Below are 26,475 nucleotides of genomic sequence, written 5' to 3'. Positions count from 1 at the left end.
AAATATCTTCGTTAACGTTTTCTCATTAAAATTATATAATATATACTCAACATAGTCAATGATTGTTAAAATTATAACCCTGATTATTTGTTTATAATTTATTAAATTGGATAAATTAAAGTAAGAAAAATAGAACTATTATTGCAAAGTATTATGAATTAAATAAAATACTAAGTTAAAATCCGAAAAATTTAAAGAAATATTTTTATAATTACTTATTAAAATATAAGAAAGTTTGCCTCTCTTTAATTATAAAATTAGCTTTTAATCATTTTCAAAATCCATAAAAAAACCACCCACATTGTGGATGGTTAAATTATTATTTTCTTTTTCTGTTTTTTCTTTTAGCAGCGTCGATTTTCTTTTTCTTTATAACGCTTGGTTTTTCGTAGTGTTCTCTTCTTCTATATTCAGAAAGTACACCGGATCTTGCGCATTGTCTTTTGAATCTTTTAATCGCACTGTCGATTGATTCGTTTTCTCCAACTCTGATTTCTGTCATCTCTATCCCCCCTCTCGTATATGCACGGTCTAGACTTAAATCAGCCTGGTGGCCATTGTAGGCTTCTATCGCCAAGAACATGGAAATGCATGTGAGGAACAGTTTGTCCTCCATCTTCTCCTATGTTGTTGACTATCCTATATCCAGAATCAGCTATACCCTTATCATGGGCTATCTTTCTGATTGCCAAAAATATCTTGCCTATCAATTCACTATCAGCCTCATCGAGAGTTTCTAAACTTTGGATGTGCTTTTTTGGTATAACAAGAAAATGGATAGGTGCTTGTGGATCTAAATCGTCAAATGCAATTAACTCTTCATCTTCGTAGATTATCTTAGATGGGATTTGTCCATCTACAATCTTACAAAATACACAATCCATACTTCACCCCCATTAATATATATGTTACCACAATTATTTTTAAGAGTAAAGTATTTTTACCTTATTTCTCCAATTAATTCATCATTTTCTATACCAGTTATTAATACGTCATAGATTTCATTACTTGGAAGACTATCATTTTTCACATTTACCCTTAGATAATTTGTTGAATATCCGGATTTGAATCCAGCCATGTCAGATTTTTCTTCAAATAAAACTGAAAGTGTCTTTCCAATTTGCTTTTTTAAAAATTCTTCCCTATTAATTTTCTCTATAGCTTCTAAATCTTTTAAGCGTTCTTTTTTGATATTTCCATTAACCTGGTCTTTCATGCTAGCCGCTTTTGTCCCATCTCTTTTTGAATATTTGAATAAATGAGTTTTGGCAAATTTAATTTCTTTTACAAAATCTATTGTTTCTTTATGATTTTCGTCAGTTTCTCCAGGAAAACCTACAATAATATCTGTTGTAAGTCCTGCGTTTGGAAAGACTTCTCTAATTAAGTCAGTCTTTTCTTTAAATATGGCTGTATCGTATTTCCTATTCATAGCCTTTAGGATATCATCTGATCCTGATTGGAGGGATAGGTGGAAGTGGTCACATGCCTTCTCAGTAGCCTTCATCCTTTCGAGGAAATCTTTAGTTATATGTCTAGGTTCCATTGAAGAAAGTCGAATTCTTTCTATACCTTCTACCTTGGCCACATTTTCAATTACATCTATTAGGCTTGTCCCGTCCTTAATGTCCTTGCCGTAGCTTGCAACGTGGATGCCTGTGAGTACTATTTCCTTAAAGCCATTTTGAGCTAATCTTTCAGCTTCTTTAACAATAGAATCCATAGGACGGCTTACAACATTGCCCCTTGCGTAAGGAATGAGGCAGTATGAGCAATACATATTACATCCGTCTTGGATTTTCATATAGGCCCTGGTCATTTCTGTTTGGTTTGAAATTTGTAGGTCTTCAAAGGTTTTTTCCTCAGAAACTGAGATTACTTGATCAATTGCTTCCTTGTTTTGAAGCATATCCTCACAAAGATCTACTACTTCTTCCTTATTTCTTGAACCTAAAATTATATCAACGCCTTCGATTTTTGCCACATCTTCTGGTTTTACTTGGGAATAACAACCCATTACAGCTATTATGGCATCTGGATTATCTTTTCTAGCCCTTGAAATCATCTGACGGCTCTTTCTGTCAGACATATTTGTAACTGTGCAGGTATTTATAACGTAGACACTTGCGTTTTTTTCATCTCTTTCAAAGCCCCTTGACTCAAAAATTTCCTCAACGGCCTCTGACTCGTACTGGTTTACCTTGCAGCCTAGGGTTAGTATGTTAAATGTTTTTTTCATTCAAAAAAGTCCTTTACTTTATCAAAAAATGACTTGTTTTCCTTAACGTCATCCCCACTTGCCTCAGCATATGCCTTTAGGGCTTCTTTTTGTTCTTTGGATAGCTTAGTTGGAGTTATGACTTTTACGTAAAAATAAAGATTACCAGTAATTCCCTTTCTATTATCTTCGATTCCTTCATTTTTGATGGTAAATCTTTCCCCGGTTTGAGTTCCTGCTGGGATTTCAAATTCTACTGGTTTTCTAAGTGTTGCCACATTTATCTTGCCACCTAGCGCTGCTGTTGGAAAGCTAATTGGCATCTCATAATAAATATCAAGACCATCTCGCTTAAAGATTTCATGGTCAGATACTCTAAGGATTACATATAAATCACCAAAAGGACCTCCATTTTCCCCAACATGACCCTTGCCAGAAAGTCTAATTACATTTTTATCTTCAACTCCTGATGGAATATCAATTTTAATTTTTTCAGACTTATATTCCTTGCCTGAACCATGGCAATTTTTGCATGGCTTATCAATAATTTCACCAGTTCCATGACATTTAGAACATGTTACAGTCCTAGACATGGTTCCAAAAGGTGTTCTTGATATTTCATTAACCACACCTTGACCGTGGCAATCTGGGCAAGTATGGCTTTCTGATCCTTCCTCAGCCTTAGAACCATGACAAACATGGCATTCTACCTCTCGTCTAACTTGGATTTCCTTTTCTGTACCAAAGGCAGCTTCTTGGAAAGTTAGGTTTACAACTTGCTGGATGTCTGCACCCTTTACTGGTCTTTTTGCATTATTTTGATAACCTTGATTAAATATATCTCCAAATAAATCACCAAAAATATCACCAAAGCCACCAAAACCTCCACCAAAGCCGCCATTAAAGCCTGCACCACCGTTTTCAAATGCTGCTGCTCCATAGGTGTCGTATTTTTGTTTCTTTTCTGGATCTGAAAGAATTTCATAGGATAAGGTTGCTTCCTTAAATTTTTGCTCAGCTTCCTTATCATCTGGGTTTAGGTCTGGATGGTATTTTTTGGCAAGTTTCCTATATTCTCTTTTTATTTCATCAGTTGAGGCGTTTTTACCAACGCCCAGCACTTCATATGGATCTCTCATTTCTCCTCCAATCACTAAAAAAAGCTATTTCACTAGGAAATAGCTCCTTTTATCAATTGTTTTTATTATACTAGCTATAGTAAATCTTTCAAAAGATTATTCTTCGTCTTCGTCGATTACTTCATAGTCAGCATCAACAACGTCTTCGTCTTTTCCGCTAGCCTCGCCTTGGCTTGCTTCATTTGCCTTATACATTTTTTCGCTTACCTTGTAGATTTCGTTTGTTAATTCTTCTGATAGGCTCTTGATTTTGTCAATATCGTTAGCTTTAATAGCTTCTTCAAGTTCTTTTGCCTTAGCTTCGATATTTTCCTTATCAGCCCCTTCAAGTTTAGCGTCTTCTACAGTTTTTCTTGCTTGGTAAACTAGGTTTTCTGCGTTGTTTTTAGCGTCTATATCTTCTTTTTTCTTCTTATCTTCTTCTGCAAATTTCTCTGCTTCTTTGATTTTCTTATCAATTTCTTCTTCGGATAAGTTAGATGAAGATGTGATTGTAATCTTTTGTTCCTTGCCAGAACCTTGGTCCTTAGCTGTTACATTTACAATACCGTTAGCATCTATATCGAAAGTTACTTCGATTTGTGGCACACCACGTCTAGCTGCTGGTATACCTGTAAGTTGGAACCTACCTAGAGTAGTATTGTCTGCTGCCATTTCACGTTCACCTTGCACTACGTGGATGTCTACTTCTGTTTGTCCATCTGCTGCAGTTGTGAATATTTGTGATTTCTTGGTTGGGATAGTTGTATTTCTTTCAATTAATTTTGTAGCAACTCCACCAAGGGTTTCAATACCTAGTGATAGAGGTGTTACATCTAGTAATAATAGGTCTTTAACTTCACCTGTTAAAACACCACCTTGGATAGCTGCACCGATTGCAACTGATTCATCTGGGTTGATATCTTTTTGTGGGTCTTTGCCAATTATTTTCTTAACTAATTCTTGAACAGCTGGTACCCTTGTAGAACCACCTACTAAAAGAACCTTGTCAATGTCAGATTCTGATAGACCTGCGTCGTGAAGAGCATCTTCTACTGGTTTTCTAGTTTTTTCTACTAGGTCATGAGTTAATTCATCAAATTTTGCCCTTGATAGGTTGATGTCTAAGTGGACAGGTTGACCATCTACTGCTGTAATGAATGGTAAGTTAACATTTGTTGTTAGAGTTGAAGATAATTCTTTCTTAGCTTTCTCAGCTGCATCTTTAAGTCTTTGCATAGCTGTTAAATCTTTTGTAAGATCAACGCCTGATTCTTTCTTAAATTCTGCTGCTAGATAATCTACAACTGCATTATCAAAGTCATCTCCACCTAGTTTGTTGTTTCCTCTTGTAGATAATACTTCAAATACTCCGTCACCTACTTCTAGGATTGAAACATCGAATGTACCACCACCAAGGTCGTAAACCATAATCTTAGATTGGTCAGTTTCCTTATCCATACCATATGCAAGAGCTGCTGCGGTTGGTTCGTTTATAATTCTGTCTACTTTTAGACCTGCGATTTGTCCAGCATCTTTAGTAGCTTGTCTTTGAGCGTCTGTAAAGTATGCAGGTACAGTAATTACTGCATTTGTTACTGTATCATTTAGATAAGCCTCTGCGTCTGCCTTCAATTTTTGAAGAATCATTGCAGATATTTCTTCAGGTGTATATTGTTTGCCATCAATTTCAGGGCTTTTCCAGTCGTGGCCCATCTCTCTTTTAACTGATGATATTGTTCTGTGTGGGTTGGTGATTGCTTGTCTTTTAGCTGTTTCACCTACAAGTCTTTCTCCGTCTTTTGAGAAAGCTACTACTGATGGAGTAGTTCTATTACCTTCGCTATTAGGGATAATAGTTGGTGTGCCACCTTCCATAACAGCTACTGCTGAGTTTGTTGTACCTAAGTCAATTCCTATAATTTTTGCCATAATTTTTCCTCCTACTTGCTTACCTTAACCATTGCTGGTCTAAGGATTCTGCCGTTTAATGTATATCCTTTTTGGAATGTTTCTATAATATAATCTTCTTTAACAGTGTCACTTTCTTCTGTCATGACTGCATGGTGAAGATTGTGATCAAATTTTTCGCCGTCTGATGGGATTTCTTCTAGACCTTCATTTTTAAGAGTTTTGACAAGTTCATCTCTTGTCATTATAACACCCTTAACAAATGGGTCTTCTGGGTCCTTATCCTTGAGAGCCCTATCGAAATTATCAAGAACTGGCAATAATTTTTCTATCAAAGAGCTTGATGCAAACTTCTTAAAATCTGCCTTGGCCTTTTCTTCCCTTTGCTTGTAATTTGCAAAGTCAGCCATTAATCTTTGGTATTTTTCTATATATTCGTTATTTCCTGAAGCATCTTTTTCATCATCAACTATTTCTGCGTCAATTATTTCTTCATCAAGGTCTGCTTCTATTTCGTCTTCTATATCCTTTATATCTCTGGCTTCTTCGTCGAGATTTTCGTCTTTTTTGATATCGTCTGCCAAATCATTCACCTTCCTCTTATTGATTTAATAAATCTGAAACTAGTTTAATACTCTCGATTACTTCCTTATAATTTATCCTAGTTAGACCTACCACACCGATTGTACCAATGGTGTTTTCATCTACATTAAAATATGAAGTTATGATTGTATTTTCTTTTAACTGGTCGATTTCGTTTTCTTCTCCGATAGTGATGACAAGGCTTTTATCATTTTTATCAGTTAGAAAATCTGTAATAATATCTGGACTTTCAAAGAGATTGATAAATTCCTTAGCCTTTACTATATCATCAAATTCTTTGAATCTGAATATATTACCCAAACCCTCTATCTTGATTTCTTTTTTCGAATCTTTGTCAGATTCGTTTTTCATCTTAGTTTGGATTATATCGAGTAAATACTTATAATTGAGGTTTAACTTTTCTTCAATTTTCCTAATCTTATCAGACAAGTCTAAAATATTTGACCCGATTAACTCTCTTTGCAAGAGCCTGTTTAAAAATTCCAGGTCTTCGTCTTCTGGACTATAATTTAACCTAATCAAGTCGTTTACTATCAAGCCATTATCATAAACTACTATCAAGAGCAAGGAAGATTCGCTTACCCTTAACATTTCGATATTAGCAATTAATTTGATTTGATTTTTGTAAGTAACTGATACTGCTGTTAGATTTGTAATTCCTGCCAAAATCTTTGTAGCGGAGCTTACTATATCCGTAGCATTGTGGTATCTCTTATCTAGTGAATCTTTCAAACTAGTATAGTCTGGTCTAGGCCTTTCATTTATAAGACCATTTTCAAGTAAATAGTCTACAAAAAACCTATAACCCTTGTCTGATGGGAGTCTACCGCTTGAAGTGTGGGCCTTTTTCAAGAGACCTTTTTTCTCAAGATCACTCATGTCGTTTCTAATTGTGGCAGCTGATACATCAAAGGAATAATCATCCGCCAAAGACTTAGAACCGACTGGCTCTCCTCCCAAGATATAAGAATTTATGATAGTGAAAAGTATCTGCATTCTTCTATCTTTCAAAGTCTTTCACTCCTTTTTAGCACTCTTTACTTCCGACTGCTAATAATAATATACTAAGTTAGGATTAATTGTCAAGTAAATTAAAATCAAATATTAAATTATTTTAAGTTTTTCTTTTATTCTCACAGAAAAAGTGGCATTTTAGCCACTTTTATAAGATTTCTACTTATATTTATAGAAGCCTTGACCAGATTCTATACCAATATGTCCCTTATCTGCCATTTCTTTTAGCTTGATCATAGCCTTACCAATTGGTGTTGATGGGTCTTGTGATGCAGGATTATTACTTAAGATATTGATAACTGTAGTTAGGCCTACTAAGTCAATTATCTCAAATGGACCCTTTGGTGAACCTGTTCCGATTTTCCAGTCCATGTCGATGTCAACTGGGTCTGCTACATCATTTCCATATAGGGTAAGTCCTGCTCCTAGAACTGGAACAAGGATTGAGTTTAGAATATAGCCTGGTTGTTCCTTTCTTAATACAGCTGGATACATACCAATTGATCTTGCGAATTCAACAACTTCTTTCATTACTCCATCATCGGTCTTATCGTGTTTCATAACCTCAGCTAAGTTTTGTCTGTGGATATTATTTGCAAAGTGAAGGCTTAAAAACCTTTCTTCTCTACCAGTATATTCCCTAAACATTGAAGGTAGTAGGGTTGAAGAGTTGGTTACAAGGATTGCCTCTTCCTTTAAGAATGGAGCAATTTTTTCATAGAAATCTTTCTTTTGGTCAACTACTTCAGCAATTGCTTCTATAACTAGGTCTGCATGACCAAAACCTTCTTCTAAGTCTGTTGTGTATATAAAACTCTTATAGACTTTTTCGTTAACTTCTTTTAGTTCAGCTATTCTTTCTTCAGTAATTTCTTCTTTAGAAGCAAAAAATGATCTTGGGTAGTTTGGATTTTTCTCACCAATATAAGAAGGAGCCACTTCTAGTTCTTCGCTATATATTTGATGTAGACGGTCCACTCTTGGTTTGATTCTTTCGATTGAATCATCACGTCTTCCCCAAATTGTTACGTCATATCCATGAAAGGCTGCTGCATAGGCAATTTGTGCACCCAAAACACCACCGCCAGCTATTGTTACTTTTTGTATTGTCATAATTTCATCTCCTTAATTCTCATATTTCCTATATACCCAAAAATATAGAAATTAAAAGCCTATATTATTTCTACAAAAAATTCATTAGATAGGCTCATGCCTTTTTTTGTAAATTTTATAACTTTATCAATTTCAAAAAATCCATCATCTTTAAATTTATTTATTTGGTCTTTATATTTTTCCAAAAAGTCTATACCGTATTTATCCCTAAAGGCCTCCAGATTTATGCCCTCTGTTTCTCTGAGTTTGAAAATTATATATTCTTTTTCATTTTCAACCTTATCAACAAAATCCTTATTAATTATAGGAATCTTGTTTGATTTGAGCATCTTATCGTAAACTGCAAGATTTCTAGTATTATTGTATCTAAGATTTGAAAGATAACCTGCTGCTCCAATCCCAAAGCCTAGGTAGCCTTCCTGGTTCCAATATTTTTTGTTATGGAAAGACTCAAAACCCTTTTGGGCAAAATTTGATACCTCATAACGATGAAGGCCAAGATTATCAAGTTGGTCTATCAAATAAGAAAAAATATCAACTTCGAGATCAGAATCCATTAGGTCAAGCTTTCCTTGCTTTTCTAGAGCATAAAACCTTGAACCCTTATCTAAAATTAAAGAATACCAAGAAATATGCTTAGGTTTTAATTCCTTAACCATTTCCAAATCTCTTTTCACACTAGCAAAATCTTGACCTGGTAAGTTTAACATGAGATCAAAGGAAAGATTATCAAAACCTGCATTTTTTATCATTTCAATATCTTTGATGGCTATTTGGCTAGTATGGTTTCTACCAATATTTTTTAAAACCGTATCATCAAAGGACTGGACACCTAAGGAAATCCTATTAATTCCCAAAGCCTTATAGGTTTGCAATTTTCTCATGTCAAGCGACTTAGGGTTTGCTTCTATGGTAAATTCCTTAAGATCGGTCTTAAATTTATAAATTTCACCTACAATTTTCTCTATAAATATAGGATCGATATAGGAAGGCGTCCCCCCACCAATGTAAATTGAATCGATAAGGACATCCATCCTCTCCCTATAAAGTCTTATTTCTTTAATTAGATTTTCTACATAAGGCTCTATCCAAGATTCCAAGTTAGGAAAGGCTGCAAAATCGCAATAATAGCACTTTTTCTCGCAAAAAGGAATGTGGATATAGGCTCCAACCTTATTCATTCTTACCTGTCATTTCTATCAATACTACTTTGGCATCAGATCTTGATATAATCTTAAAATCCTGGCCTTTACTTATCCTTAGGGCATCGGCTGGAAAATAAGTATATTCCTTATTTTCAGAAATAACCCTAATCCTACCCTCAATAACAATAATATAATAAGGATTGTCGCTATTTTTTGGAACGAATTCATTTTCCTTTTCAAAATACAATCTCTTTATGATTTCAGAGTCTGATTTCAATACTAATTCTTGGCTCGCTTTAGGATTTTTTTTCTCTTCCACATGGCCAGTCTTATTGTTTTGATAATCTTCTTTAGTAAAAATTGTTTGATGGACAGGCGCTACAATTCCAAGCGGAATTTTCACAATATGGCTTCCATAATAAGTAAAACCCAATTTTTTCTGAAAAGACCTAGACTTAAAATTGTTCCTAAAATAACCAGCTGAAATATAGTCAAGGTCTAATTCCTCAAAGGCATATTTCATAAGGGCTTTTACAGCTTCGGTCATTATTTTTTGCCTTTGGAAAGCTTCGCTTAATACAAATCCTATTTCCTTGCCCTTTTTATCTTCAAAGTCTTTATAAAACTCAGCATCCACAGGATGAAGTCCGATTGATCCAATAACTTTCCCATCCTTTTCTATAGCAAGAACATCCTTGTTTTTCTTAAATCTTTCTAAAACTTCCCTAGTATCATCTATACTTTCATGATGAGGCCAGCCAGCCATTTCTCCAAGTCCTGGTGTCTTGGCGTATTCGTAAAAATCTTCCAAGTCATTATCATTAAAAGCTCTTAGTGTTAGCCTGTCAATTCTAATTAGCAAATCAGTAAAATCAACTTTAATATCCATAATTTCTCCTTTGCTCTGATAGGAATACTATACAATAATGGATTTTTTTTTAAAATTTTGTAAGATATGATTAAGTTATTTGTCTACTATATGAAGGAGGGGTCATGGATATAGAAAAAATTTATAGGATATATTTTGACGACTTATATAGGTTTTTGCTGTATCTATGCAAAAACAAAGAAGTTGCCCAGGATATATGTTCAGAGTCTTTTATAAAAGCTATGAAAAATATAGAAAATATAGAAGATTCAAAGGTCAAATCCTACCTATTTCAAATAGGCAAAAATACCTATTACAACTATTATAAGAAAAACAATAGGATTGTACTAACAGAAAATACCGAAGATTTTGACTTAGCTTTGGAATCTTTTGAGAAAGATATTTTGGAAAAAGAAAATTTAACTGCTTTAGAAAGAGCAATAAATAAGCTTGAAAATCCCTACAAAGATATAGTTAAACTCAGACTAAACGACTTATCTTTTAAGGAAATTGGAGAAATTTACAACAAAAACCAAAACTGGGCCTGTGTTGTCTACCACAGGGCAAAAGAAAAATTAAAAATATTATTGGAGGAAAAAAATGAATAATTGTGAAATTATAAAAGATTTGCTTCCCTTATATCAGGAAGATCTCTTAAGCGAAGAATCAAAAACTTTTGTAGAAGACCATTTAAAAACATGTCCTGAGTGCGAAAATCTTTTAAAAGAGGAAATTAAAATTGAAAGTAAAAATACAAAGCCACTTGATTTTGTTGAAAAAAGGATTAAAAAAGAGGCTCGATACTCAACTCTAGCTACTATCGCTCTAATCGGGTCTATCCTAATTTTTATCATGTCATACCTAAATACTCCAAGGCATATTGAGTATGACAAGGACTTATATAAAGTTTATAGGAATGATAAAATATATACTGTGGAATTTTCTGACAAGGTAAGTGGAATTGATTACACTGATACAGAAGACGCCATCTATCTTGATGCCTATTCTACAAAATATGACGAGATTTTTAATAAAAGAAGGCTGCGAAAATCTTTAACTTTCCATAAGGATAATTTTAAAACAGTTCTATATCAAAACCACGATTCCATGCCAAATATGGTTATTGGCTCTGGAGAAGTTCACCAAACCCTCCTTCCTAGATTGTTATTAGGATTTTATGCAAGACTTTCTTTAATAGGTTTTGTAGGCCTTGTACTATTAATATTTTTGATAGAAAAATCAAGAAAAAAAGCCATAAGTCTACCAATAAAAACCCTCCTAATAGGAGCACCCCTATCGCTTTTCCTAGCAATTATTGCTATTAAGGGACTAAATACACCGACCTATTACCCAATGACCGATTTTAAATATATCGCCTTTCTAGCTTTAGGAATATATTTGTTTTTGATCTTCCTAAGCATAGCAAGGGAACAAAAAAGGATGTGAATTTCACATCCTTTTAAAATACCTATTTTTTATTCATCATCTAATTTTAATACTGCAAGGAAGGCGTCTTGTGGAACTTCAACGTTACCAAGTTGACGCATCTTCTTCTTACCTTCTTTTTGTTTTTCAAGAAGCTTTTTCTTTCTTGAAATATCGCCGCCGTAGCACTTAGCGATTACGTCTTTTCTAAGAGCTCTAACTGTTTCTCTTGCAATAATCTTGCCACCGATAGCAGCCTGGATTGGAACAGCGAATTGTTGTCTAGGAATCTCATCCTTTAGTTTTTCAACAATACCACGGCCCCTTGAGTAGGCATTATCCCTATGAACGATAAGAGAAAGGGCATCAACGTTTTGCTCGTTAATCAAGATATCAAGCTTAACTAAATCTGAAACTTGGTAGTCAGTTACTTCATAATCAAGTGAAGCGTAGCCCTTTGTCCTTGATTTCAAAGAATCAAAGAAGTTGTAAATTACCTCGCTTAGAGGGATTTTGTACTTGATTGACACCCTGGATTCATCAATGTAGGTCATATTTATCAACTCACCACGTCTAGATTGGGCAAGGTCCATTACTTGGCCTATATAATCTTTTGGAGTGATAATTTCAGATATAGTTACAGGTTCCTTAATATATTGGATTTCTGTTGGATCTGGGAAATCATTAGGATTTTGTAATTCCTTTTCATTATCCTGACCCTTTAACTTAAGCTTGTAAATTACAGATGGAGCTGTTGCGATGATATCAAGGTCATATTCCCTTTCAAGCCTCTGGGTAATGATATCCATGTGTAAAAGTCCAAGGAAACCTGCCCTTAGACCAACACCTAGGGCCTGAGAATTTTCTTGTTCAAATACTAAGGCTGCGTCATTTACCTGGAGCTTTTCAAGCGAGTCCCTCAATTTATCAAAAGATTCGCCTTCTGCTGGATAAATACCAGAATAAACCATAGGTAGGACTTCCTTATAACCAGTAAGTGGTTTATCTGTTGGATTTTCTACTGTTGTGATAGTATCACCAACTCTTGCATCCTTAACTTGCTTTATAGATGCTTCGATAAAACCAACGTCACCAGACCTAAGTTCTTTGGTAGCAATCCTGCCTCTTGATGTATAGCCAACTTGGTTTACTTCAAAAACCTTGCCAGTATTCATCATCTTAATTTCATCACCAGGACGAACTACCCCTTCAAAAACTCTTATGTAACAAATTACTCCCACATAGGAATCGTAATAAGAGTCAAAAATAAGAGCCTTAAGCGGTTTATCATCGTGATCTTCTGGTGCTGGTATATTTTCAACTATATCTTCTAGAACATCTTCAATATTTAGGCCGGTTTTTGCTGACACCAAAGGTGCCTTATCAGTATCAAGACCAATTTGGTGTTCAATCTCAAGTTTAACTTCATCAACTCTAGCGCTTGGTAGGTCGATTTTATTTAAAACTGGAAGGATTTCCAAATCTTGTTCAAGTGCCAAATAAGTATTGGCCAAAGTTTGTGCTTCTACACCTTGACTAGCATCAACAACAAGAATAGCCCCCTCACATGCCTTAAGAGATCTTGAAACCTCATAGTTAAAGTCAACATGGCCTGGAGTATCAATTAGATTTAGGTCATAAACTTTTCCATCATTAGCCTTGTAGTGGATTTTAATTGATTTTAATTTAATTGTAATCCCACGTTCCTGCTCAAGCTCCATATCATCAAGCATCTGCTCTTTTATATCCCTTTGGCTGATATTTTCGCTTCTTTCTATAAGCCTATCAGCAAGAGTTGACTTTCCGTGGTCGATGTGGGCAATGATAGAAAAATTCCTAATATTATCTTTTTTCTTTGTCATATAACTCCTACTAATTAATTTCCATAAGGATTGTTATCAATTAAACCTGCATCTTCAAAAGGATAAATCCTAAAAAATGCATGGCCTACAATCTCTTCTTTATAAATTTGTCCAAAATCCCTTGAATCATTAGAATTGGCTCTGTTATCACCAAAAACTAAATATTCCTTATCACCAAGGACCCAACCTGTTTGTTCTGTCTTGGCAAGGGTTTCGTCAACTGAAACATATTTTTCTTCAAGTTTTTCACCGTTGATGTATACATCACCATCTTTTAACTCAACAAGATCGCCAGGAGTACCGATTACTCTTTTTACATAAAGTCTGTTTGGATAATCAGGAGCATGCAAAATTACAATCTCTCCCCTCTTATAGTCCCTAAAATGCTTGCCGATTTTATTAACCATAAGCATATCTCCATCGTGGAGGGTATTTAGCATAGACTTGCCCGCTACCCTTGTTGCATCAATGATAAAAGCCTTAACAAAAAATGTAATAGCCAAGGCGATAAGGATGGTTTTAACCCAATCCCAAATGGTATTTAATAGTGAATTTTCTTTTTTTATTTGTTTGTTTTCTTCATTCATAGCTAACCTCTCATTCTTATTAATTATATACTAGTTTGGGTCAATTCTCAAAAATTTACATAAGATAAATAAAAACTTGAGCTTTTTAATAAATTATGGTAGAATACATAAGTCAAGCAAAACAGAAGAGAGGTGAAAAATAGATGGCAAATATTAAATCAAGTCAAAAAAGAATAGAAGTTGCTAAGAGAAATAACCTTAGAAACAAATCTAGAAAATCAGAAATCAAGACATACATCAAAAAATTTGAAGCTGCAGTAGAAGCAGGCAATCTTGAAGAAGCTAGAGAAATCTTTAAAGTAGTTGACAAAAAGCTAAAACAAGCTGAAAGCAAAAATGTTATCCACAAAAACAGAGTAGCAGCAACTACATCAAAATTAGCTAGAAAACTAAACGCATAATAAAATGAGTGATAATCAGTAATGGATCCTAACATATGACTACTGATAATCACTCATTTAATGGTAGCACAAATTTTGCAAGCAAAATTTGTGCGTTTTTCATTATTTTACAAGTGCGAAGCACGCAGGAAAATAATAGAAAAACCTTATGCAGCGGAGAAAAAAGGACGCGACGAACAGGAGCGTTCTTTTTTCGTAGTCGCAAATTACACGTGTTTTGCAAGCAATATCTGCTCGTTTTTCATTATTTTACAAGTGCGAAGCACGCAGGAAAATAATAGAAAATCTTTATGCAGGGAAAATAGTCCAGTGCGATGAATTTATCCCGAGCGATGTCGAGGAATTAATTAAATATAAGTATCAAAAAAGAGTGGTTACTCCACTCTTTTTAAATCCCCACAAAAGCGATTAATTTCATCAATTCATCCTTCATCTCAAAGGCTTCGGACTTTGATCTTATTTCCATATCCATTAGCCTTTCATTTATATCTATCAATTCGTCTAATGAATAATTTCTTATATTAGCCTTGGCTTTTCTTAATTCAAAAGAACCAATTTGGGCGGCCTTAATTATAAAAGAATCATTATAATTTGCCTGGATCAAACTTTTTACAGCTGTCAAAATCCTAAACTGTCTTATTAACATATGGTAAATCATAAAGAGGTCTTCTCCAGATTTTTCCATTAAAAGAAGGGTTTTTAAGGCTTCTTTTATATTTTTGCTGGCAATAGCATCTGTAAGATTAAAGATATTTAAATTTAAAACCTGGTCTAGCTGGTCATCTATATCTTCTTTTTTTATTATTTCGTCATTTGAATTTGAAATTATCTTATCAACCGAATTTACAATCTCAAATAAATCAATTTCGCTATTATAAGACAAATAAGAAAACCTACCTATAATCTCATCTATATAAGCATTTGAAATCTTTTTATTATTTTTTATAAATCTTCTGCCGATAAAAGACCTTAGTTCATTATTATTTAGTCTATCAATTTCGACAATTGTCCCATTTTTAGCAATTTCCTTATAAAATTTTCCCTTAAATGGTTTGGTGTCTGAAAAAATCAAAAAACTTGCATAAGGAGGAAAGTCCTTAGCATCTTCCCCTAGCTTATCTAAAATTTCCTTATAATTTTTGACCCCATCCTTGGATAAGTCTATATTTTGCCAAATAATAATCTTCCTATCTTCCATGACCGGATAAGTTTCGTAGGAATTTTTTATTGTGTCAAAATCGGTCTCTCCCTTTATTTTTATAAGGTTAAAATCTTTTATATTTATAAGTCTTTCCGCTTCTTCGATTATAGTTGTATTTAAATATTCCTCTTTGGAATCAAATAAATATATGCCAGATGTTTTTAAGCCCGAAAAGTTTTTAAAAAAATCAATATATTTCACCTAAAAAATCCTCCCTTCAAATATTTTTCTACCTTGACCCTGCCCTTATAAAAGTTGATTTTTACAAGACCATCAGTTTGGGTGTTATATTTTTTAATATCGCCAACATTTTCTAGAACTTTTTTATTTGGATGGCCGTAAGTATTATCCCTTCCAGCAGAAATTAATACCATCATTGGATTAACTTGATCTATAAATTCCTTGGAGCTAGATGAAGCTGAACCATGGTGGGATAATTTTAAAATATCTGCCTCGACTTTAAGTTTATCTTCATAAGGCGATGATAAATCCCCCATAGTCAAAATTTTATTGCCCCTAATGTTAAGTAAAAGCCCTAGGGACTGGTCATTTTTATCAAGGTCTCCCCCAGCCCCATCATAGATACAGGTAATTTTACCAGATTTTAACTTAAACTCATCACCTATTCCCATAAAACTTGGCTGGTATTTTTCTATAAATTCTTTTGAAACCTTATTATCAGTTACAATTTTCTTAATTCTTATATTTTTCCTTAATATATCAAGATTGCCAGCGTGATCAGAGTCTTCATGACTTATAAATACGGCCTCAATTTCCTTGATTCCAAGACTTTTTAAGTAAGGCACAAGGATTCTTTCTCCCGAATCATAGTCCTTGTACTTTGGTCCACCCACATCTATCATATAATATTTGCCCCTATCATTAAGCAAAAATGCGTCTCCTTGGCCAATATCTATCATTTGGTATTCTATTGGTCTATCGAGACTTCTAACAGCCATTGATAAGATAACAATGACAAAAGAAGCCTTAAAAAATTTACCTAAGCCTTTTTTATTTTTTATATTTGTAAGTACAAAGATAAGTGCAAAAAGGTAGAGGCTTATAAAGATACTTTCTGCTATAAAATCAAAAGATAAAAACCTAATTTTTGCGAGTATTTCCGTCATATTAAATATTGACCTAATCATTATATCAAGGACCATAAATCCTGGTTTTAGTAAGCCTTTAAAAATCGGATATAAAAATATCAGGCTGAAAATAATATACATGCCAAATTCAAAAACAGGCACTACCAAAAAGTTTGCAATGATGCTAAGGAAATTAAAATACCTAAAGTAATAGGCAGTAAAAGGCAGAGCTGCGATTTGGATACTGGTTGTAAAGGCAAGGTTTTTCCTAATGAATCCTTCCTTAAAATAAGCCTTAAGTCTTGGATAAATCTTGTAAATTGCAAGCATGGTTACAAAGGTAAGAATAAAACCAGTGTTTAGGATGGCAAAAGGATTTATAAATAAAATCAAAATTGCTGCAACCATCAAGGCCTTGACCCTATCAACTCCACGTCTTAATAAAAACCCAAGAAAAACAATTGTACTAACTATTATTACCCTAAGGATTGAATAGGCAAAACCAATTATATAGCCATAAAGACTAGCTAATATTAGTGAAAGTATCATGGATTTCTTATAGGAAAGGCCAATTTTGGATAAGATTAAAACCATAAAATTCATCAAGAGATTTAAGTGAAAGCCTGAAATAGCAAGGATATGAGCAAGACCAAGCTTATTTATATCTCCCTTTTCAAAAAGATTGTCCGCCAAAATTACCGAAATAACAAAGTCAGCAGAATCTTTGGATAAATATTCCCTAAAAATCCTGTTTAAATAAGATGTAAAAGATCTTCTTAGACTTAGGAAAATATTCGAAGATCTCGTCCTTATAACTTCTTGATTTAGGTTTCTAGGCTTAAATTCAAGACCAATTCCCTTTGAAATAGCATAAGATCTATAGGAAAAGAGATTTGGATTGGTATTTCTCCTTACAAGCTTAAGGTCTCCAGCACATGAGATTTTATCTCCAATATCAAAGTCATTTTCATCAAACATGAAGGCTTTTTTCCCATTTTCATCAATTTTAATAGTATATCTTAATGAGTTTTTGCTCATCTTTTTATCAATTATAGTAAAATTTATATTTACATTTTTACTTTCCTTAGGATTAATCCTAGAAAATTTAAAACTTGCCAAAGAAAATCCTATTAGGATTGCAAGAAAAAATATAGCGTATTCTTTGCTTTTCCTATAAAAAAATAAAAAAAGGGTTCCAAAAATAAGTCCAAAAAAAAGGATATTCACATTTTCAAAATTAATAAAGCCCAGAATTCCAAGGATTAAACCCAAAAGAAAAGGGGCGATTCTTTTTTTCATAAAAACCTCTATTTCATTATATCATATGATATAATAGATTAGAGGAGAAAATCATGAAAATTTACGAAAAATATCCAGAAATCTTATCCTTCACCGCAGAAGTAAAAGATAAGAGATTTAAAAATAATATTAGCCAGCTTCTAGTAGAAAAAACTATCTTTATGCCTAGTGATGATTTTTTGATAAACGATTACAAGACTGCAGGAGGTCTTGAGGTTGTCGAAGTCAAGGAAAATAAAGGCAAAGACCTTATTTCTGTAAAGGGCAGATATACAGAAGATACAATCGAATTAGTTGTTGATAAGGCTTTAAGATACAGAAACCTATCCTACAATACAGCCTACATTCTCTTTCAAATTTTCCTAGAAGGATTTTATGGTAATGTTAAAACAAACTTATTTCTAAGCGAAGATAAGGCTTATATTACCCTATTAGATTGCACATCTGATATAGATGCTGAGCTTTTCGATGAGATGATAAATTACGCCATCGATTCTAACCTACCTATCACAACAAAAGCAGGAATTACAGAAGTGGCAGGTCTTGGCACTGTGATTAATTCTTATATCAATTTTGATAATACTTATAAAATCAGGAGATTTAAGGTTTTAGACATCAGAAAAGAAGGAAAAAATACTATCATTTCCTTTGCTACTGGTAGATAAATATTTGACATAAATATTCTACCGTGGTAAATTATTAGAAGTTTAAAGAAAGGAGAAAAGAAAAATGACAAAATTAAGAAAAAGAAAGAAAACCCGTAACTAGTAAGTAAGGATAGCTCCTTGACTTACATATGAAAAACCAAGGAGGATGCCGAATTTTCGGCACTATGAAAGAATTTAAATTTTTGATTAAAAAGATGGCTCATTTGGAGCCAATTATGTTTTTACTAATCGCACTTTACGGTCTATTTGTAGGGATCAAACCCTTCTTATGGATTATTTCGCCTGCCTATATACTAGAAAACTACCAAGGAAATCCTGAAGTTTTTCCCATGTTTTTCATAGGCTTATTTTTTATTTCTTCATTAATTAGCTTTTTTGATGCCTTTGTTATGGGCAATTACAGGATGAGGATGAACCACGTCCGCTATAAGCTAATGAATATGATCACAGAGTATTCGCTCTACCTACCCTACGCTCTTAAAAAAGAAAAGAAAGAATCCGAAAAAATAAGTGATGCCATGAAGGCTGTAGAATCGCCTTGGCTCGGAGCTGGTGGCATTATGATGGATCTACCAAATGTCTTTTCCATGATGATTTCTATCGGTGGATTTTTGTGGATTTTTACTACAATGGATCTTTGGGTCTTAATCACAACACTAATCCTAACTGGCCTTTCTTGGGCACTTTTAAACCAAGTCCCAAAATCTTATAACAGATACTGGGACGAAGTGAGTCCAAATTGGGATAAGTTTGCAAAGCTTAATAACGAAATGAAATCTCCCCTATCTAAGCAAGATATTTTGATTTTCGATACCATAAGGATATTTAAATCTTATTATGGCAAAACAAATAAAGATAGGATAATTCGCCTCGGAGATGTTAACACAAAGACTCTAAGAATTTTTACCTTGGCAAATATTTTTAACCTAATCAGAGACGGTCTTATTATTTATTGGCTAATGACAGGCCTTATTGGAGGTGGAATTTCTATAGCATCTTTCTATGTCTATTTTACAGCGATTTTCGCATTTATTGCCTTTAACCACCAGACCATGTGGGTTTTTTCTGATATCAGGAGAAACTTCACTATGTTTAAGCCATTTTTTAAGATTACAGATGTCTATAAGGACCAAAAACAAGAAATTTATCCAGAACAAGTAGAAATTGTACTTGACTATGTTTCTTTTAAATATCCAGGTACAGATGACTATGTTCTTAGAAATATAAATTTAAAGATAAAAGACTCAGAAACAATCGCCCTTGTAGGTGAAAATGGTGCTGGTAAGTCTACCCTTGCCCTCCTTCTTGCTGGACTGTACGAACCGACAGAAGGCAAACTTTTGATAAATGGTGAAGATATAAAGAATTCGCAAATAGATTATAAAAAGCTAATCTCAGCTGTCTTTCAAGATTCAAATCTCTTGCCATTTTCCTTTAAGGAAAATATTCTAATGTCAACTGAGAATAGAGATATAGACGATATTTACAAGATGACCCACCTAGATGAAATCATAAATAAATATGATAAAAAAGATGACCAGACTCTTCTAAGGATTCTGGATAATGACGGGGTTGATTTATCTGGTGGTCAAAAGCAAAGACTATTTTTAGCCAGAGCTATTGCAAAATCTAAGGCTAAGCTTCTTATTCTAGATGAGCCGACAGCCCAACTTGATGCCCTTAACGAAAGAGAGCTTTATATGCTCTACGATAATCTCACCAAAGATAAGTCTTCGATTTTTATCTCCCACAGACTGGCATCGACTAAGTTTTGTGACAGGATAATTTATCTTAAAGACGGTAAGATTCTCGCAAATGGGACTCATGATGAGCTGATGAATACTTGTGAGGATTATAAAGACCTCTATAATCTCCAAGCAGACAATTACAAGGAGGTCCTATGAAAAATATAAGAAAACTTTTTAAATTAATAGACACCTACCGCCCAGGTTTTACCCTCAAAGTCATTATAACAAACCTAGTCCTTGGGTTCTTGCCTCTTATAAATATTTTCGCTCCAAAGCTAATTATAGATGAGCTTATGGGACAAAAAAGAATTTCATTTTGTCTAGGCCTTGGCCTCTTGGTTATAGTCCTAGGTTTTATCAAAGAAGTAACCTATAGATGGCTAAACAATTATCTGACTCTCACCTTTGAAGATATGTCAGACAAACTCACCTTTAAGATAGCAAAAAAATCCCTAAGACTACCCATAGAAAAATCCGACTCCAAAGAAATCCAGGACATGATGGAGCAGGCCCACTATGCCGTTTGGGAAATGTACACCCTTTATGACATAATTGTCTTAGTAATATCGGCAGTGATAACAGGAATCTTATCTTTAGGAATACTTGTAAAGCTAAATCCTGCTATCATTATCTTGTTGGTTTTGTTAGTTTTGATAAACAAGAAAATTGTGACACTAATTAAAGAAAACGAACTAAAATACCAAGAAAATAACATCTCTGACCTAAGGTCATACAGGTTTTTTGCTAATTTTGCATCAGATCTAAGATATTTTAAAGACATTGAAATCTATGATGGTCAAGAATTAGTTCTTGAAAAAGCTGATTACTACCAAAATGAGATGATTAAATCATCAACCGACTACTTCAACAAAAACGGAATCTACACTGGGATTATGAATGTAAGTGCAAATGGATCAATAATACTTACTTTAATTTACCTAACCTATAAATTAATCGATAAGACAATTAGCCTTGCAAACTTCACCATGTACTTCAACTCCTTAATCCAGGTTATAAACGCAACTAATCTCATCCAGCAAAACTACGCTAAGGTTATTTCTGTAAATTCCCAACTTGATGTATTTTTCAATTTCCTTGAAATGGAAGAAGGCCTGCTTGATAAGGGAGAAATTACAGATATTGATACAAATGAGATTAGGATAAGATTTGAAAATGTATCCTTTAAGTATCCAGCAAGTGAAGATTATGTCCTAAAAGATTGTTCCTTTGAAATAAAAAATGGAGAAACCCTTGCACTTGTAGGCAAAAACGGAGCTGGCAAATCAACAATAGTAAAACTCTTGTGTAAATTTTACGAACCCACTGAGGGCCATATCTACCTAAACGATATAGATATATCTGAGATTTCAACAAAAAAATATTATGAAATCTTATCTCCTACCTTCCAAGACTTTAGGCTCTTTCCTTTTAGGATTAGCGAAAATATTACTAGTAAACTAAAGGAAGATATCAGTGATGATGAATACAGGGATATGGATAGGGCCTTTGACATCTTAAATTTGTCGGATTGGATAGGTAAACAATTAGAAAAGGAAGATACCTTCCTTACCTATCTTTTCTCAGATAAATCTGTCGAGCCATCAGGTGGCATCGGTCAAAAAATCGCCCTTGCCCGTTCAATCTTCCATGAAGGAAAGTTTTTTATCATGGATGAACCAACCAGCGCCCTAGATCCGAGAAGTGAACAGGAAATCTTTGAAAATATGCTAAAAATTTCTAAAGGGCAAACTTCCCTTTTCATCTCCCACAGACTATCGTCTACCAAATATGCAGATAGAATAATTGTCTGTGATGCTGGAAAAATCACAGAAAACGGGACCCATGACCAATTAATAAAAGAGGACGGCCTCTATAAAGAGATGTTCACAACGCAAGCAGAATTATATGTATAGAAAAAAGCTTAGGCGAGAAATTGCCTAAGCTTTTTAAGTCTTTATAATGTCATCCCCTTATAGTATATAAAGGCTATTACAAAAACCAAGGATGCTATAAGGTTCATTGATAAGGCAAGGAGAGATTTTTTCTTATAGGATTCTAAATCTGCCAAATCCTTACTAGAAATATTTTGTATAGGATATTTTTTCCTACCAATTAAATATGCTAGCAAAAATGCATTGCCATTATTGCCTGAAATATTTAAGACACCCAATAATCTAGGGTGTTTAAGTCCCCTCGCTTTTGCATCAATTTGAGTCATTTGGTAGATATTATATTGGAGGATAAAACCACCAACCACAAAAACTGCCCCGCTAATTATCATTATTATTAATTTTATATCCATATCTTTCTCCTAAAATCTTTTAATAATCTCGCTATAAACTAAGCCTGTTACTATTACTGCAAGGCTAAATATTGAAATCAAAAATACTTTTTCTGGCAAAAATTCTGTAAAAAGTGCCATTACAATCATTGCTATTAAAGCAATTACTATAATAAAAATGAGTTTTTTGTTTGATTCTACAATGTTTGTTGATTCTTCTAAGTGTTTCATAAAATTATCACTCCCTTTTAAAAGCTCATCAAGACTTATTTGGTATAAGTCTGACAAGGCGATTACATTTCCAATGTCAGGATATGTTTTGTTATTTTCCCAGTTTGATATTGATTGCCTGGAGACAAAAAGTTTTTCTGCAACTTCTTCTTGGGTCATGGATTTTTTTAACCTGGCATTTTTTAATTTATCTCCGATTTTCATTCTTACCTCCTAAGTCTATATTAAAAAATTTTATTTATTTAGTCTATCTATATCACTTTACACTCAAGTTTTTTTATGTAAAAACCCTTTTACATTCTTTAATTTTAAGGGTTTTCTTAAATATTTGACCAATTTTTCAATGTATATGATAATTATATAAGGAGGATTTATGGAAGGAATTATTATTGGCGTCGTGACATTTTTTTTAATAGGAATTTTTCATCCCCTTGTGATCAAGGGCGAATATTATTTTGGGAGAAAGGTTAACAAATTTTTTATTTTATTTGGTATAATTTTTGTTGCCCTTTCCCTTTACATCAAATCTCTTATCCCTAGCATCTTTGCTGGTGTAATTGCCTGTTGCTGTTTTTGGTCAATTGGTGAAGTTATTGAGCAAGAACAAAGAGTTCTTAAGGGTTGGTTTAAGGAAAATCCTAAAAGAAAAGCCCACTATGATGAATTAAGAAATAAAAGAAATCTTGACAAGTAAAAATTTCAGCTTATAATGATAATGAACAATGTTCATCTAGGAGTCATATATGATTATATCCAAAGAAAAAATCCTTAAAGAGTCTAGAGATTTAGTTGCAAGCGAAGGCTTAGATGCCCTAAGCATAAGGAAGTTAGCAAAAAAATGTGACCTTGCAGTAGGTACAATCTATAACTACTTTTCATCCAAGGATGACCTTATGATTTCAACTATAGAAAGTGTTTGGGAAGATATATTCCGAATAGAAGATCAAGACCAAAAAGCCGATGACTTTTTGAAATACCTATCGGATATTTTTACCCACCTAAGTCTTGGCATAGAAAAGTATCCAAACTTTTTTACCATCCACTCCCTAAGTTTTAAATCGCAAAGTATTGGTAAGGCCAAGGACTCAATGGCCACCTACATCGAAAAACTCAGAGAAAATTTGATTTATATCCTGGATAAGGATCCCAATATCAAAAATGATGCTTTTGACGATGACTTTACTAAGGATGATTTGGTTGAATTTATCCTATCAACTAGCCTTTGTTTTATTGTTGATAAAAATTATAACAAAGACTTGCTATTAAAAATTGTAAAAAAGACCTTATATTAACCCGCTATTTGAAGCGGGATTTATAAGGCAATAAAATGAACAATGTTCAGTAAGGAGTTTATATGCAAGCATTATTTGAAACAATTTTTGATATTTTTTACCTAGGAACTGTTATATTTCTCGGCACAAAAATGCTCAAAGAAGGAAAATTTGATAGAGTATACTATTTATTCGGTCTAATGGCCCTGGTTTTAGGCTTTGGTGATGCCTTTCATCTGATACCGCGTGCCATAGCCCTAAATACAACAGGTCTTGAATCTTTCACAAGATCACTTGGCCTTGGCAAGCTAATCACTTCCATAACTATGACGATTTTCTACCTAATCCTCTACTACGTTTGGAGAGAGCGTTATAAGATTATAAATAAAAAAGGACTTACCTTTACTATCTGGGTCTTAGCAGTCTTAAGGATTTTACTAGTTCTTTGTCCAGAAAATAAATTTTTAACCAGCCCATCCCCACTTGCCTGGGGGATTTATAGGAATATTCCATTTACAATAATGGGTCTAATTATAATTATAATATTTTACCAAAAATCAATGGAGAGAAAAGACACTGCCTTTAAAAATCTCTGGCTTACCATTCTCTTAAGCTTTGGTTTTTATTTACCGGTTGTACTTTTTGACCAAAGCCTACCATCCATCGGCGCCCTTATGGTGCCAAAAACTTGTGCCTATATCTGGACAGTTTTAATCGGCTATAAGGCTATGAAAGGAGAAAAAAATGACAAAAAAATACTTTAAGACATCATTCATCTATGCACTTTTTGGCTTATTTATAGGAGCTTTCTACAGAGAATGTACAAGGATTATTGGTTTTAAAGGTCCTACAAATTTAGGACTTGCCCACACCCACACTCTTGTCTTAGGTTTTATTTTATTTATAATCCTAAGCTTATTTGCTAAAAGTTTTGATCTAAGAGAAGACAAAAAAGAAAAAAGATTTTTCAATACCTATAACTTTTCTTTGATATTAGTCATAGGAACCCTAATTGCAAGAGGTTTTTATCAAATCTATAGCTTAGATAATAGTGCCATAAGTGCAGCCATATCAGCAATCGCTGGCATCGGCCACATAGGAATTTCATTTGCCTTTTACTTTTTATACACTTACCTAAAATCATATATAGAAAAGTGTTAAAAGTTAAGTATATTACTCTCTTAAAAAGCTCTCCGGCTTGAAATTTCCAAGTTAGAGAGCTTTTTAGTGGATAAATCTATCAAGTATCATTACTATAGGAAGGGGTAGCATAAGAATAAGACCGATTAGCTCAGCTAAATCTAGCTTATCTCTACTCTCCTTGTACTTTCTATAGGTGCTTGGAATAAAGAATATATTCCCAAGGACGAATAAAAAATAAATAAGTAGTCTTAACATATCTCCTCCTATTTTTTGTGGGCTGTCTTAAGCCTATTTTCAAGCGTAATTCCTAAAATTATATAGGACATAAATTCTATTATAATAAATAAAATCCTCCTATACCTTGTCATATCGGCAAAATTATTCAAGACTAAACCCAAGGCCATAAAGATAAAGGCAAGGGCAAAGGAACCTTTCGCCATAAAAGAATTTGCAAAATACCAGTTTTGCTTGGACTTCATTGAAAGTTCTGTCCTATAGCCGTATTTTTTATCAATGGGCTTATCCTTTATCATATTTGAAATGAAGCCAACTATTACAAAGTAGGCTGGGAATAAAAATATTAAAAAATCTTCAAATTTCATTATTTCTCCTACAAATATTTTTTAATTAAAAAGTCAAAACCAAGGGCCCAGGCCATAGAATAAGCAAAAATGCTAAGGGGTTTACAAAGAAGAATGATTGCAACAAATTTCTTTACAGACATTTCAGTAAGGCCTGTTAGGTAGCATAAAAAATCATCTGGTGCAACTGGCAAGAAAATAGCAAGGGCAAAAAACTTGTCGTACCTATCTTCATTTAGTTTTCCCTTATACTTATCATAAAGTTCTTCACCAAATATTCTTATTACAATAGACCTACCAAAGGTTCTTGAAATGAAAAATACAAGTATAGATCCTAGGCATATTGATATGTAGTTATAAATAAATCCCCAAAAGGCTCCGAAAATCACCACTCCTGCAACACAGGTAAGACCACCTGGTATCACCGGCACGATTATTTGAACTATTTGTAGGCCCATAAAAACAATAGGTGCCCAGGCTCCCTTGGCCAAAATTAATTCCCTAAAAGTATCAAGAGAATTAAAGTATCCCTTATGGAAGCCAACAAAACCCAGGATAATACCCAAGATTAAGATTATTGCCCCTATTATATTAAAAATTTGATCTTTTACAAACTTTTCCATATTTACTCCGCTGTATGATGTATGTAGTGCTATCATACATCTATCTTTCCCATCTGTCAATTACTACATTATGATA

Annotated in this window: 29 protein-coding genes; 10 read left to right on the top strand and 19 right to left on the bottom strand. The window is 33.6% G+C overall.

Annotated features, from left to right (window positions below):
- Positions 1 to 319: 319 nt before the first annotated feature.
- The 10 genes from rpsU to K8P03_RS07815 form a co-directional block, all read right to left on the bottom strand.
- Positions 320 to 502, bottom strand: coding sequence for a 30S ribosomal protein S21 (gene rpsU, locus K8P03_RS07860; protein WP_209771563.1), 183 nt, complete (start codon positions 500 to 502; stop codon positions 320 to 322).
- Positions 503 to 542: 40 nt separating this feature from the next.
- Positions 543 to 884: a histidine triad nucleotide-binding protein gene (locus tag K8P03_RS07855; RefSeq protein ID WP_223420144.1), complete on the bottom strand. Its 342-nt coding sequence runs from the start codon at positions 882 to 884 to the stop codon at positions 543 to 545.
- A 56-nt stretch (positions 885 to 940) separates the two neighbouring features.
- Complete coding sequence (mtaB, locus tag K8P03_RS07850; protein ID WP_223420143.1) at positions 941 to 2,239, bottom strand: tRNA (N(6)-L-threonylcarbamoyladenosine(37)-C(2))-methylthiotransferase MtaB; 1,299 nt, start codon at positions 2,237 to 2,239, stop codon at positions 941 to 943.
- Positions 2,236 to 3,357 carry a molecular chaperone DnaJ gene (dnaJ, locus tag K8P03_RS07845; RefSeq protein ID WP_223420142.1) on the bottom strand — a complete coding sequence of 374 codons (1,122 nt, stop codon included), beginning with the start codon at positions 3,355 to 3,357 and terminating at the stop codon, positions 2,236 to 2,238. The genes mtaB and dnaJ overlap by 4 nt, the downstream gene beginning before the upstream one ends.
- A 96-nt stretch (positions 3,358 to 3,453) precedes the next feature.
- On the bottom strand, positions 3,454 to 5,268 hold the full coding sequence (gene dnaK / locus K8P03_RS07840) for a molecular chaperone DnaK (protein ID WP_223420141.1): 1,815 nt from the start codon (positions 5,266 to 5,268) through the stop codon (positions 3,454 to 3,456).
- A gap of 11 nt (positions 5,269 to 5,279) precedes the next feature.
- Complete coding sequence (grpE, locus tag K8P03_RS07835) at positions 5,280 to 5,831, bottom strand: nucleotide exchange factor GrpE (RefSeq protein WP_223420139.1); 552 nt, start codon at positions 5,829 to 5,831, stop codon at positions 5,280 to 5,282.
- Positions 5,832 to 5,847: 16 nt separating this feature from the next.
- Positions 5,848 to 6,861: a heat-inducible transcriptional repressor HrcA gene (gene hrcA / locus K8P03_RS07830; protein WP_223420137.1), complete on the bottom strand. Its 1,014-nt coding sequence runs from the start codon at positions 6,859 to 6,861 to the stop codon at positions 5,848 to 5,850.
- Positions 6,862 to 7,023: 162 nt separating this feature from the next.
- Positions 7,024 to 7,977, bottom strand: a complete 954-nt coding sequence (locus K8P03_RS07825; protein WP_223420135.1) for a 3-hydroxyacyl-CoA dehydrogenase — start codon at positions 7,975 to 7,977, stop codon at positions 7,024 to 7,026.
- Positions 7,978 to 8,036: 59 nt separating this feature from the next.
- Entirely contained in the window at positions 8,037 to 9,158 is a 1,122-nt protein-coding gene (gene hemW, locus K8P03_RS07820; protein WP_223420133.1) for a radical SAM family heme chaperone HemW, read from the bottom strand.
- Complete coding sequence (locus K8P03_RS07815; protein WP_223420130.1) at positions 9,151 to 10,011, bottom strand: GNAT family N-acetyltransferase; 861 nt, start codon at positions 10,009 to 10,011, stop codon at positions 9,151 to 9,153. Before K8P03_RS07815 ends, hemW begins: the two co-directional genes overlap by 8 nt.
- Positions 10,012 to 10,115: 104 nt before the next feature.
- Here K8P03_RS07815 and K8P03_RS07810 point away from each other — a divergent pair, with 104 nt between their 5' ends.
- Positions 10,116 to 10,598: an RNA polymerase sigma factor gene (locus tag K8P03_RS07810; protein WP_223420128.1), complete on the top strand. Its 483-nt coding sequence runs from the start codon at positions 10,116 to 10,118 to the stop codon at positions 10,596 to 10,598.
- Positions 10,591 to 11,436 (top strand): zf-HC2 domain-containing protein, encoded by an 846-nt coding sequence (locus tag K8P03_RS07805; protein WP_223420126.1) that lies wholly within the window; start codon positions 10,591 to 10,593, stop codon positions 11,434 to 11,436. The genes K8P03_RS07810 and K8P03_RS07805 overlap by 8 nt, the downstream gene beginning before the upstream one ends.
- Positions 11,437 to 11,465: 29 nt before the next feature.
- Here the strand turns inward: K8P03_RS07805 and lepA are convergent, their stop codons facing one another.
- Entirely contained in the window at positions 11,466 to 13,277 is a 1,812-nt protein-coding gene (lepA, locus tag K8P03_RS07800) for a translation elongation factor 4 (RefSeq protein WP_223420123.1), read from the bottom strand.
- 14 nt (positions 13,278 to 13,291) lie between these two features.
- Positions 13,292 to 13,864: a signal peptidase I gene (lepB, locus tag K8P03_RS07795; protein ID WP_223420121.1), complete on the bottom strand. Its 573-nt coding sequence runs from the start codon at positions 13,862 to 13,864 to the stop codon at positions 13,292 to 13,294.
- Positions 13,865 to 14,007: 143 nt separating this feature from the next.
- Between lepB and rpsT the strand changes: the two genes are divergently transcribed.
- Entirely contained in the window at positions 14,008 to 14,265 is a 258-nt protein-coding gene (rpsT, locus tag K8P03_RS07790) for a 30S ribosomal protein S20 (protein WP_223420119.1), read from the top strand.
- A 388-nt stretch (positions 14,266 to 14,653) separates the two neighbouring features.
- Here rpsT and holA read toward each other — a convergent pair whose 3' ends face one another.
- Positions 14,654 to 15,667 carry a DNA polymerase III subunit delta gene (holA, locus tag K8P03_RS07785; RefSeq protein WP_223420117.1) on the bottom strand — a complete coding sequence of 338 codons (1,014 nt, stop codon included), beginning with the start codon at positions 15,665 to 15,667 and terminating at the stop codon, positions 14,654 to 14,656.
- The gene (locus tag K8P03_RS07780; protein ID WP_223420115.1) at positions 15,664 to 17,853 is read right to left on the bottom strand and encodes a DNA internalization-related competence protein ComEC/Rec2; all 2,190 of its coding nucleotides are present in this window, start codon (positions 17,851 to 17,853) and stop codon (positions 15,664 to 15,666) included. The genes holA and K8P03_RS07780 overlap by 4 nt, the downstream gene beginning before the upstream one ends.
- Before the next feature lie 53 nt (positions 17,854 to 17,906).
- Here K8P03_RS07780 and K8P03_RS07775 point away from each other — a divergent pair, with 53 nt between their 5' ends.
- The 3 genes from K8P03_RS07775 (at position 17,907) to K8P03_RS07765 (ending at position 22,182) form a co-directional block, all read left to right on the top strand.
- Entirely contained in the window at positions 17,907 to 18,518 is a 612-nt protein-coding gene (locus K8P03_RS07775) for a hypothetical protein (RefSeq protein ID WP_223420112.1), read from the top strand.
- A 167-nt stretch (positions 18,519 to 18,685) separates the two neighbouring features.
- Complete coding sequence (locus K8P03_RS07770; RefSeq protein ID WP_223420109.1) at positions 18,686 to 20,425, top strand: ABC transporter ATP-binding protein; 1,740 nt, start codon at positions 18,686 to 18,688, stop codon at positions 20,423 to 20,425.
- Positions 20,422 to 22,182, top strand: coding sequence for an ABC transporter ATP-binding protein (locus K8P03_RS07765; protein WP_223420106.1), 1,761 nt, complete (start codon positions 20,422 to 20,424; stop codon positions 22,180 to 22,182). The genes K8P03_RS07770 and K8P03_RS07765 overlap by 4 nt, the downstream gene beginning before the upstream one ends.
- Before the next feature lie 41 nt (positions 22,183 to 22,223).
- Here K8P03_RS07765 and K8P03_RS07760 read toward each other — a convergent pair whose 3' ends face one another.
- Both K8P03_RS07760 and K8P03_RS07755 read right to left on the bottom strand, forming a co-directional pair.
- Positions 22,224 to 22,571: a hypothetical protein gene (locus K8P03_RS07760; protein WP_223420103.1), complete on the bottom strand. Its 348-nt coding sequence runs from the start codon at positions 22,569 to 22,571 to the stop codon at positions 22,224 to 22,226.
- A 9-nt stretch (positions 22,572 to 22,580) separates the two neighbouring features.
- Positions 22,581 to 22,985, bottom strand: coding sequence for a helix-turn-helix domain-containing protein (locus tag K8P03_RS07755; protein ID WP_223420100.1), 405 nt, complete (start codon positions 22,983 to 22,985; stop codon positions 22,581 to 22,583).
- Positions 22,986 to 23,154: 169 nt separating this feature from the next.
- Here K8P03_RS07755 and K8P03_RS07750 point away from each other — a divergent pair, with 169 nt between their 5' ends.
- The 4 genes from K8P03_RS07750 (at position 23,155) to K8P03_RS07735 (ending at position 25,213) form a co-directional block, all read left to right on the top strand.
- Entirely contained in the window at positions 23,155 to 23,475 is a 321-nt protein-coding gene (locus K8P03_RS07750) for a DUF4491 family protein (protein WP_223420098.1), read from the top strand.
- A gap of 49 nt (positions 23,476 to 23,524) precedes the next feature.
- Positions 23,525 to 24,073 carry a TetR/AcrR family transcriptional regulator gene (locus tag K8P03_RS07745; protein WP_223420096.1) on the top strand — a complete coding sequence of 183 codons (549 nt, stop codon included), beginning with the start codon at positions 23,525 to 23,527 and terminating at the stop codon, positions 24,071 to 24,073.
- Between the two features lie 62 nt (positions 24,074 to 24,135).
- Positions 24,136 to 24,816, top strand: coding sequence for a hypothetical protein (locus tag K8P03_RS07740; RefSeq protein WP_223420094.1), 681 nt, complete (start codon positions 24,136 to 24,138; stop codon positions 24,814 to 24,816).
- Positions 24,797 to 25,213 (top strand): DUF2871 family protein, encoded by a 417-nt coding sequence (locus K8P03_RS07735; RefSeq protein WP_223420092.1) that lies wholly within the window; start codon positions 24,797 to 24,799, stop codon positions 25,211 to 25,213. The genes K8P03_RS07740 and K8P03_RS07735 overlap by 20 nt, the downstream gene beginning before the upstream one ends.
- A 63-nt stretch (positions 25,214 to 25,276) precedes the next feature.
- Here K8P03_RS07735 and K8P03_RS07730 read toward each other — a convergent pair whose 3' ends face one another.
- Genes K8P03_RS07730 through K8P03_RS07720 form a run of 3 tightly spaced genes read right to left on the bottom strand, consistent with a single transcriptional unit; the run spans position 25,277 to position 26,435 of the window.
- The gene (locus tag K8P03_RS07730; protein WP_223420090.1) at positions 25,277 to 25,450 is read right to left on the bottom strand and encodes a hypothetical protein; all 174 of its coding nucleotides are present in this window, start codon (positions 25,448 to 25,450) and stop codon (positions 25,277 to 25,279) included.
- Positions 25,451 to 25,458: 8 nt separating this feature from the next.
- Positions 25,459 to 25,797, bottom strand: a complete 339-nt coding sequence (locus K8P03_RS07725) for an SdpI family protein (RefSeq protein ID WP_223420088.1) — start codon at positions 25,795 to 25,797, stop codon at positions 25,459 to 25,461.
- Positions 25,798 to 25,805: 8 nt separating this feature from the next.
- The gene (locus tag K8P03_RS07720; protein WP_223420086.1) at positions 25,806 to 26,435 is read right to left on the bottom strand and encodes a TVP38/TMEM64 family protein; all 630 of its coding nucleotides are present in this window, start codon (positions 26,433 to 26,435) and stop codon (positions 25,806 to 25,808) included.
- Between the last annotated feature and the right edge of the window lie 40 nt (positions 26,436 to 26,475).

Origin of the sequence: Anaerococcus murdochii, from assembly GCF_019957155.1 — a bacterium.
Taxonomy (GTDB): domain Bacteria; phylum Bacillota; class Clostridia; order Tissierellales; family Peptoniphilaceae; genus Anaerococcus; species Anaerococcus murdochii.
This window is presented reverse-complemented; position numbering and strand designations above follow the sequence as displayed.

Bases quoted from the DNA above. Each gene is read 5' to 3' on its own strand.
- rpsU (WP_209771563.1), bottom strand. From the start codon at position 502: ATGACAGAAATCAGAGTTGGAGAAAACGAATCAATCGACAGTGCGATT.
- K8P03_RS07855 (WP_223420144.1), bottom strand. From the start codon at position 884: ATGGATTGTGTATTTTGTAAGATTGTAGATGGACAAATCCCATCTAAG.
- mtaB (WP_223420143.1), bottom strand. From the start codon at position 2,239: ATGAAAAAAACATTTAACATACTAACCCTAGGCTGCAAGGTAAACCAG.
- dnaJ (WP_223420142.1), bottom strand. From the start codon at position 3,357: ATGAGAGATCCATATGAAGTGCTGGGCGTTGGTAAAAACGCCTCAACT.
- dnaK (WP_223420141.1), bottom strand. From the start codon at position 5,268: ATGGCAAAAATTATAGGAATTGACTTAGGTACAACAAACTCAGCAGTA.
- K8P03_RS07825 (WP_223420135.1), bottom strand. From the start codon at position 7,977: ATGACAATACAAAAAGTAACAATAGCTGGCGGTGGTGTTTTGGGTGCA.
- hemW (WP_223420133.1), bottom strand. From the start codon at position 9,158: ATGAATAAGGTTGGAGCCTATATCCACATTCCTTTTTGCGAGAAAAAG.
- K8P03_RS07815 (WP_223420130.1), bottom strand. From the start codon at position 10,011: ATGGATATTAAAGTTGATTTTACTGATTTGCTAATTAGAATTGACAGG.
- K8P03_RS07810 (WP_223420128.1), top strand. From the start codon at position 10,116: ATGGATATAGAAAAAATTTATAGGATATATTTTGACGACTTATATAGG.
- K8P03_RS07805 (WP_223420126.1), top strand. From the start codon at position 10,591: ATGAATAATTGTGAAATTATAAAAGATTTGCTTCCCTTATATCAGGAA.
- lepA (WP_223420123.1), bottom strand. From the start codon at position 13,277: ATGACAAAGAAAAAAGATAATATTAGGAATTTTTCTATCATTGCCCAC.
- lepB (WP_223420121.1), bottom strand. From the start codon at position 13,864: ATGAATGAAGAAAACAAACAAATAAAAAAAGAAAATTCACTATTAAAT.
- rpsT (WP_223420119.1), top strand. From the start codon at position 14,008: ATGGCAAATATTAAATCAAGTCAAAAAAGAATAGAAGTTGCTAAGAGA.
- K8P03_RS07780 (WP_223420115.1), bottom strand. From the start codon at position 17,853: ATGAAAAAAAGAATCGCCCCTTTTCTTTTGGGTTTAATCCTTGGAATT.
- K8P03_RS07775 (WP_223420112.1), top strand. From the start codon at position 17,907: ATGAAAATTTACGAAAAATATCCAGAAATCTTATCCTTCACCGCAGAA.
- K8P03_RS07770 (WP_223420109.1), top strand. From the start codon at position 18,686: ATGAAAGAATTTAAATTTTTGATTAAAAAGATGGCTCATTTGGAGCCA.
- K8P03_RS07765 (WP_223420106.1), top strand. From the start codon at position 20,422: ATGAAAAATATAAGAAAACTTTTTAAATTAATAGACACCTACCGCCCA.
- K8P03_RS07760 (WP_223420103.1), bottom strand. From the start codon at position 22,571: ATGGATATAAAATTAATAATAATGATAATTAGCGGGGCAGTTTTTGTG.
- K8P03_RS07755 (WP_223420100.1), bottom strand. From the start codon at position 22,985: ATGAAAATCGGAGATAAATTAAAAAATGCCAGGTTAAAAAAATCCATG.
- K8P03_RS07750 (WP_223420098.1), top strand. From the start codon at position 23,155: ATGGAAGGAATTATTATTGGCGTCGTGACATTTTTTTTAATAGGAATT.
- K8P03_RS07745 (WP_223420096.1), top strand. From the start codon at position 23,525: ATGATTATATCCAAAGAAAAAATCCTTAAAGAGTCTAGAGATTTAGTT.
- K8P03_RS07740 (WP_223420094.1), top strand. From the start codon at position 24,136: ATGCAAGCATTATTTGAAACAATTTTTGATATTTTTTACCTAGGAACT.
- K8P03_RS07735 (WP_223420092.1), top strand. From the start codon at position 24,797: ATGACAAAAAAATACTTTAAGACATCATTCATCTATGCACTTTTTGGC.
- K8P03_RS07730 (WP_223420090.1), bottom strand. From the start codon at position 25,450: ATGTTAAGACTACTTATTTATTTTTTATTCGTCCTTGGGAATATATTC.
- K8P03_RS07725 (WP_223420088.1), bottom strand. From the start codon at position 25,797: ATGAAATTTGAAGATTTTTTAATATTTTTATTCCCAGCCTACTTTGTA.
- K8P03_RS07720 (WP_223420086.1), bottom strand. From the start codon at position 26,435: ATGATAGCACTACATACATCATACAGCGGAGTAAATATGGAAAAGTTT.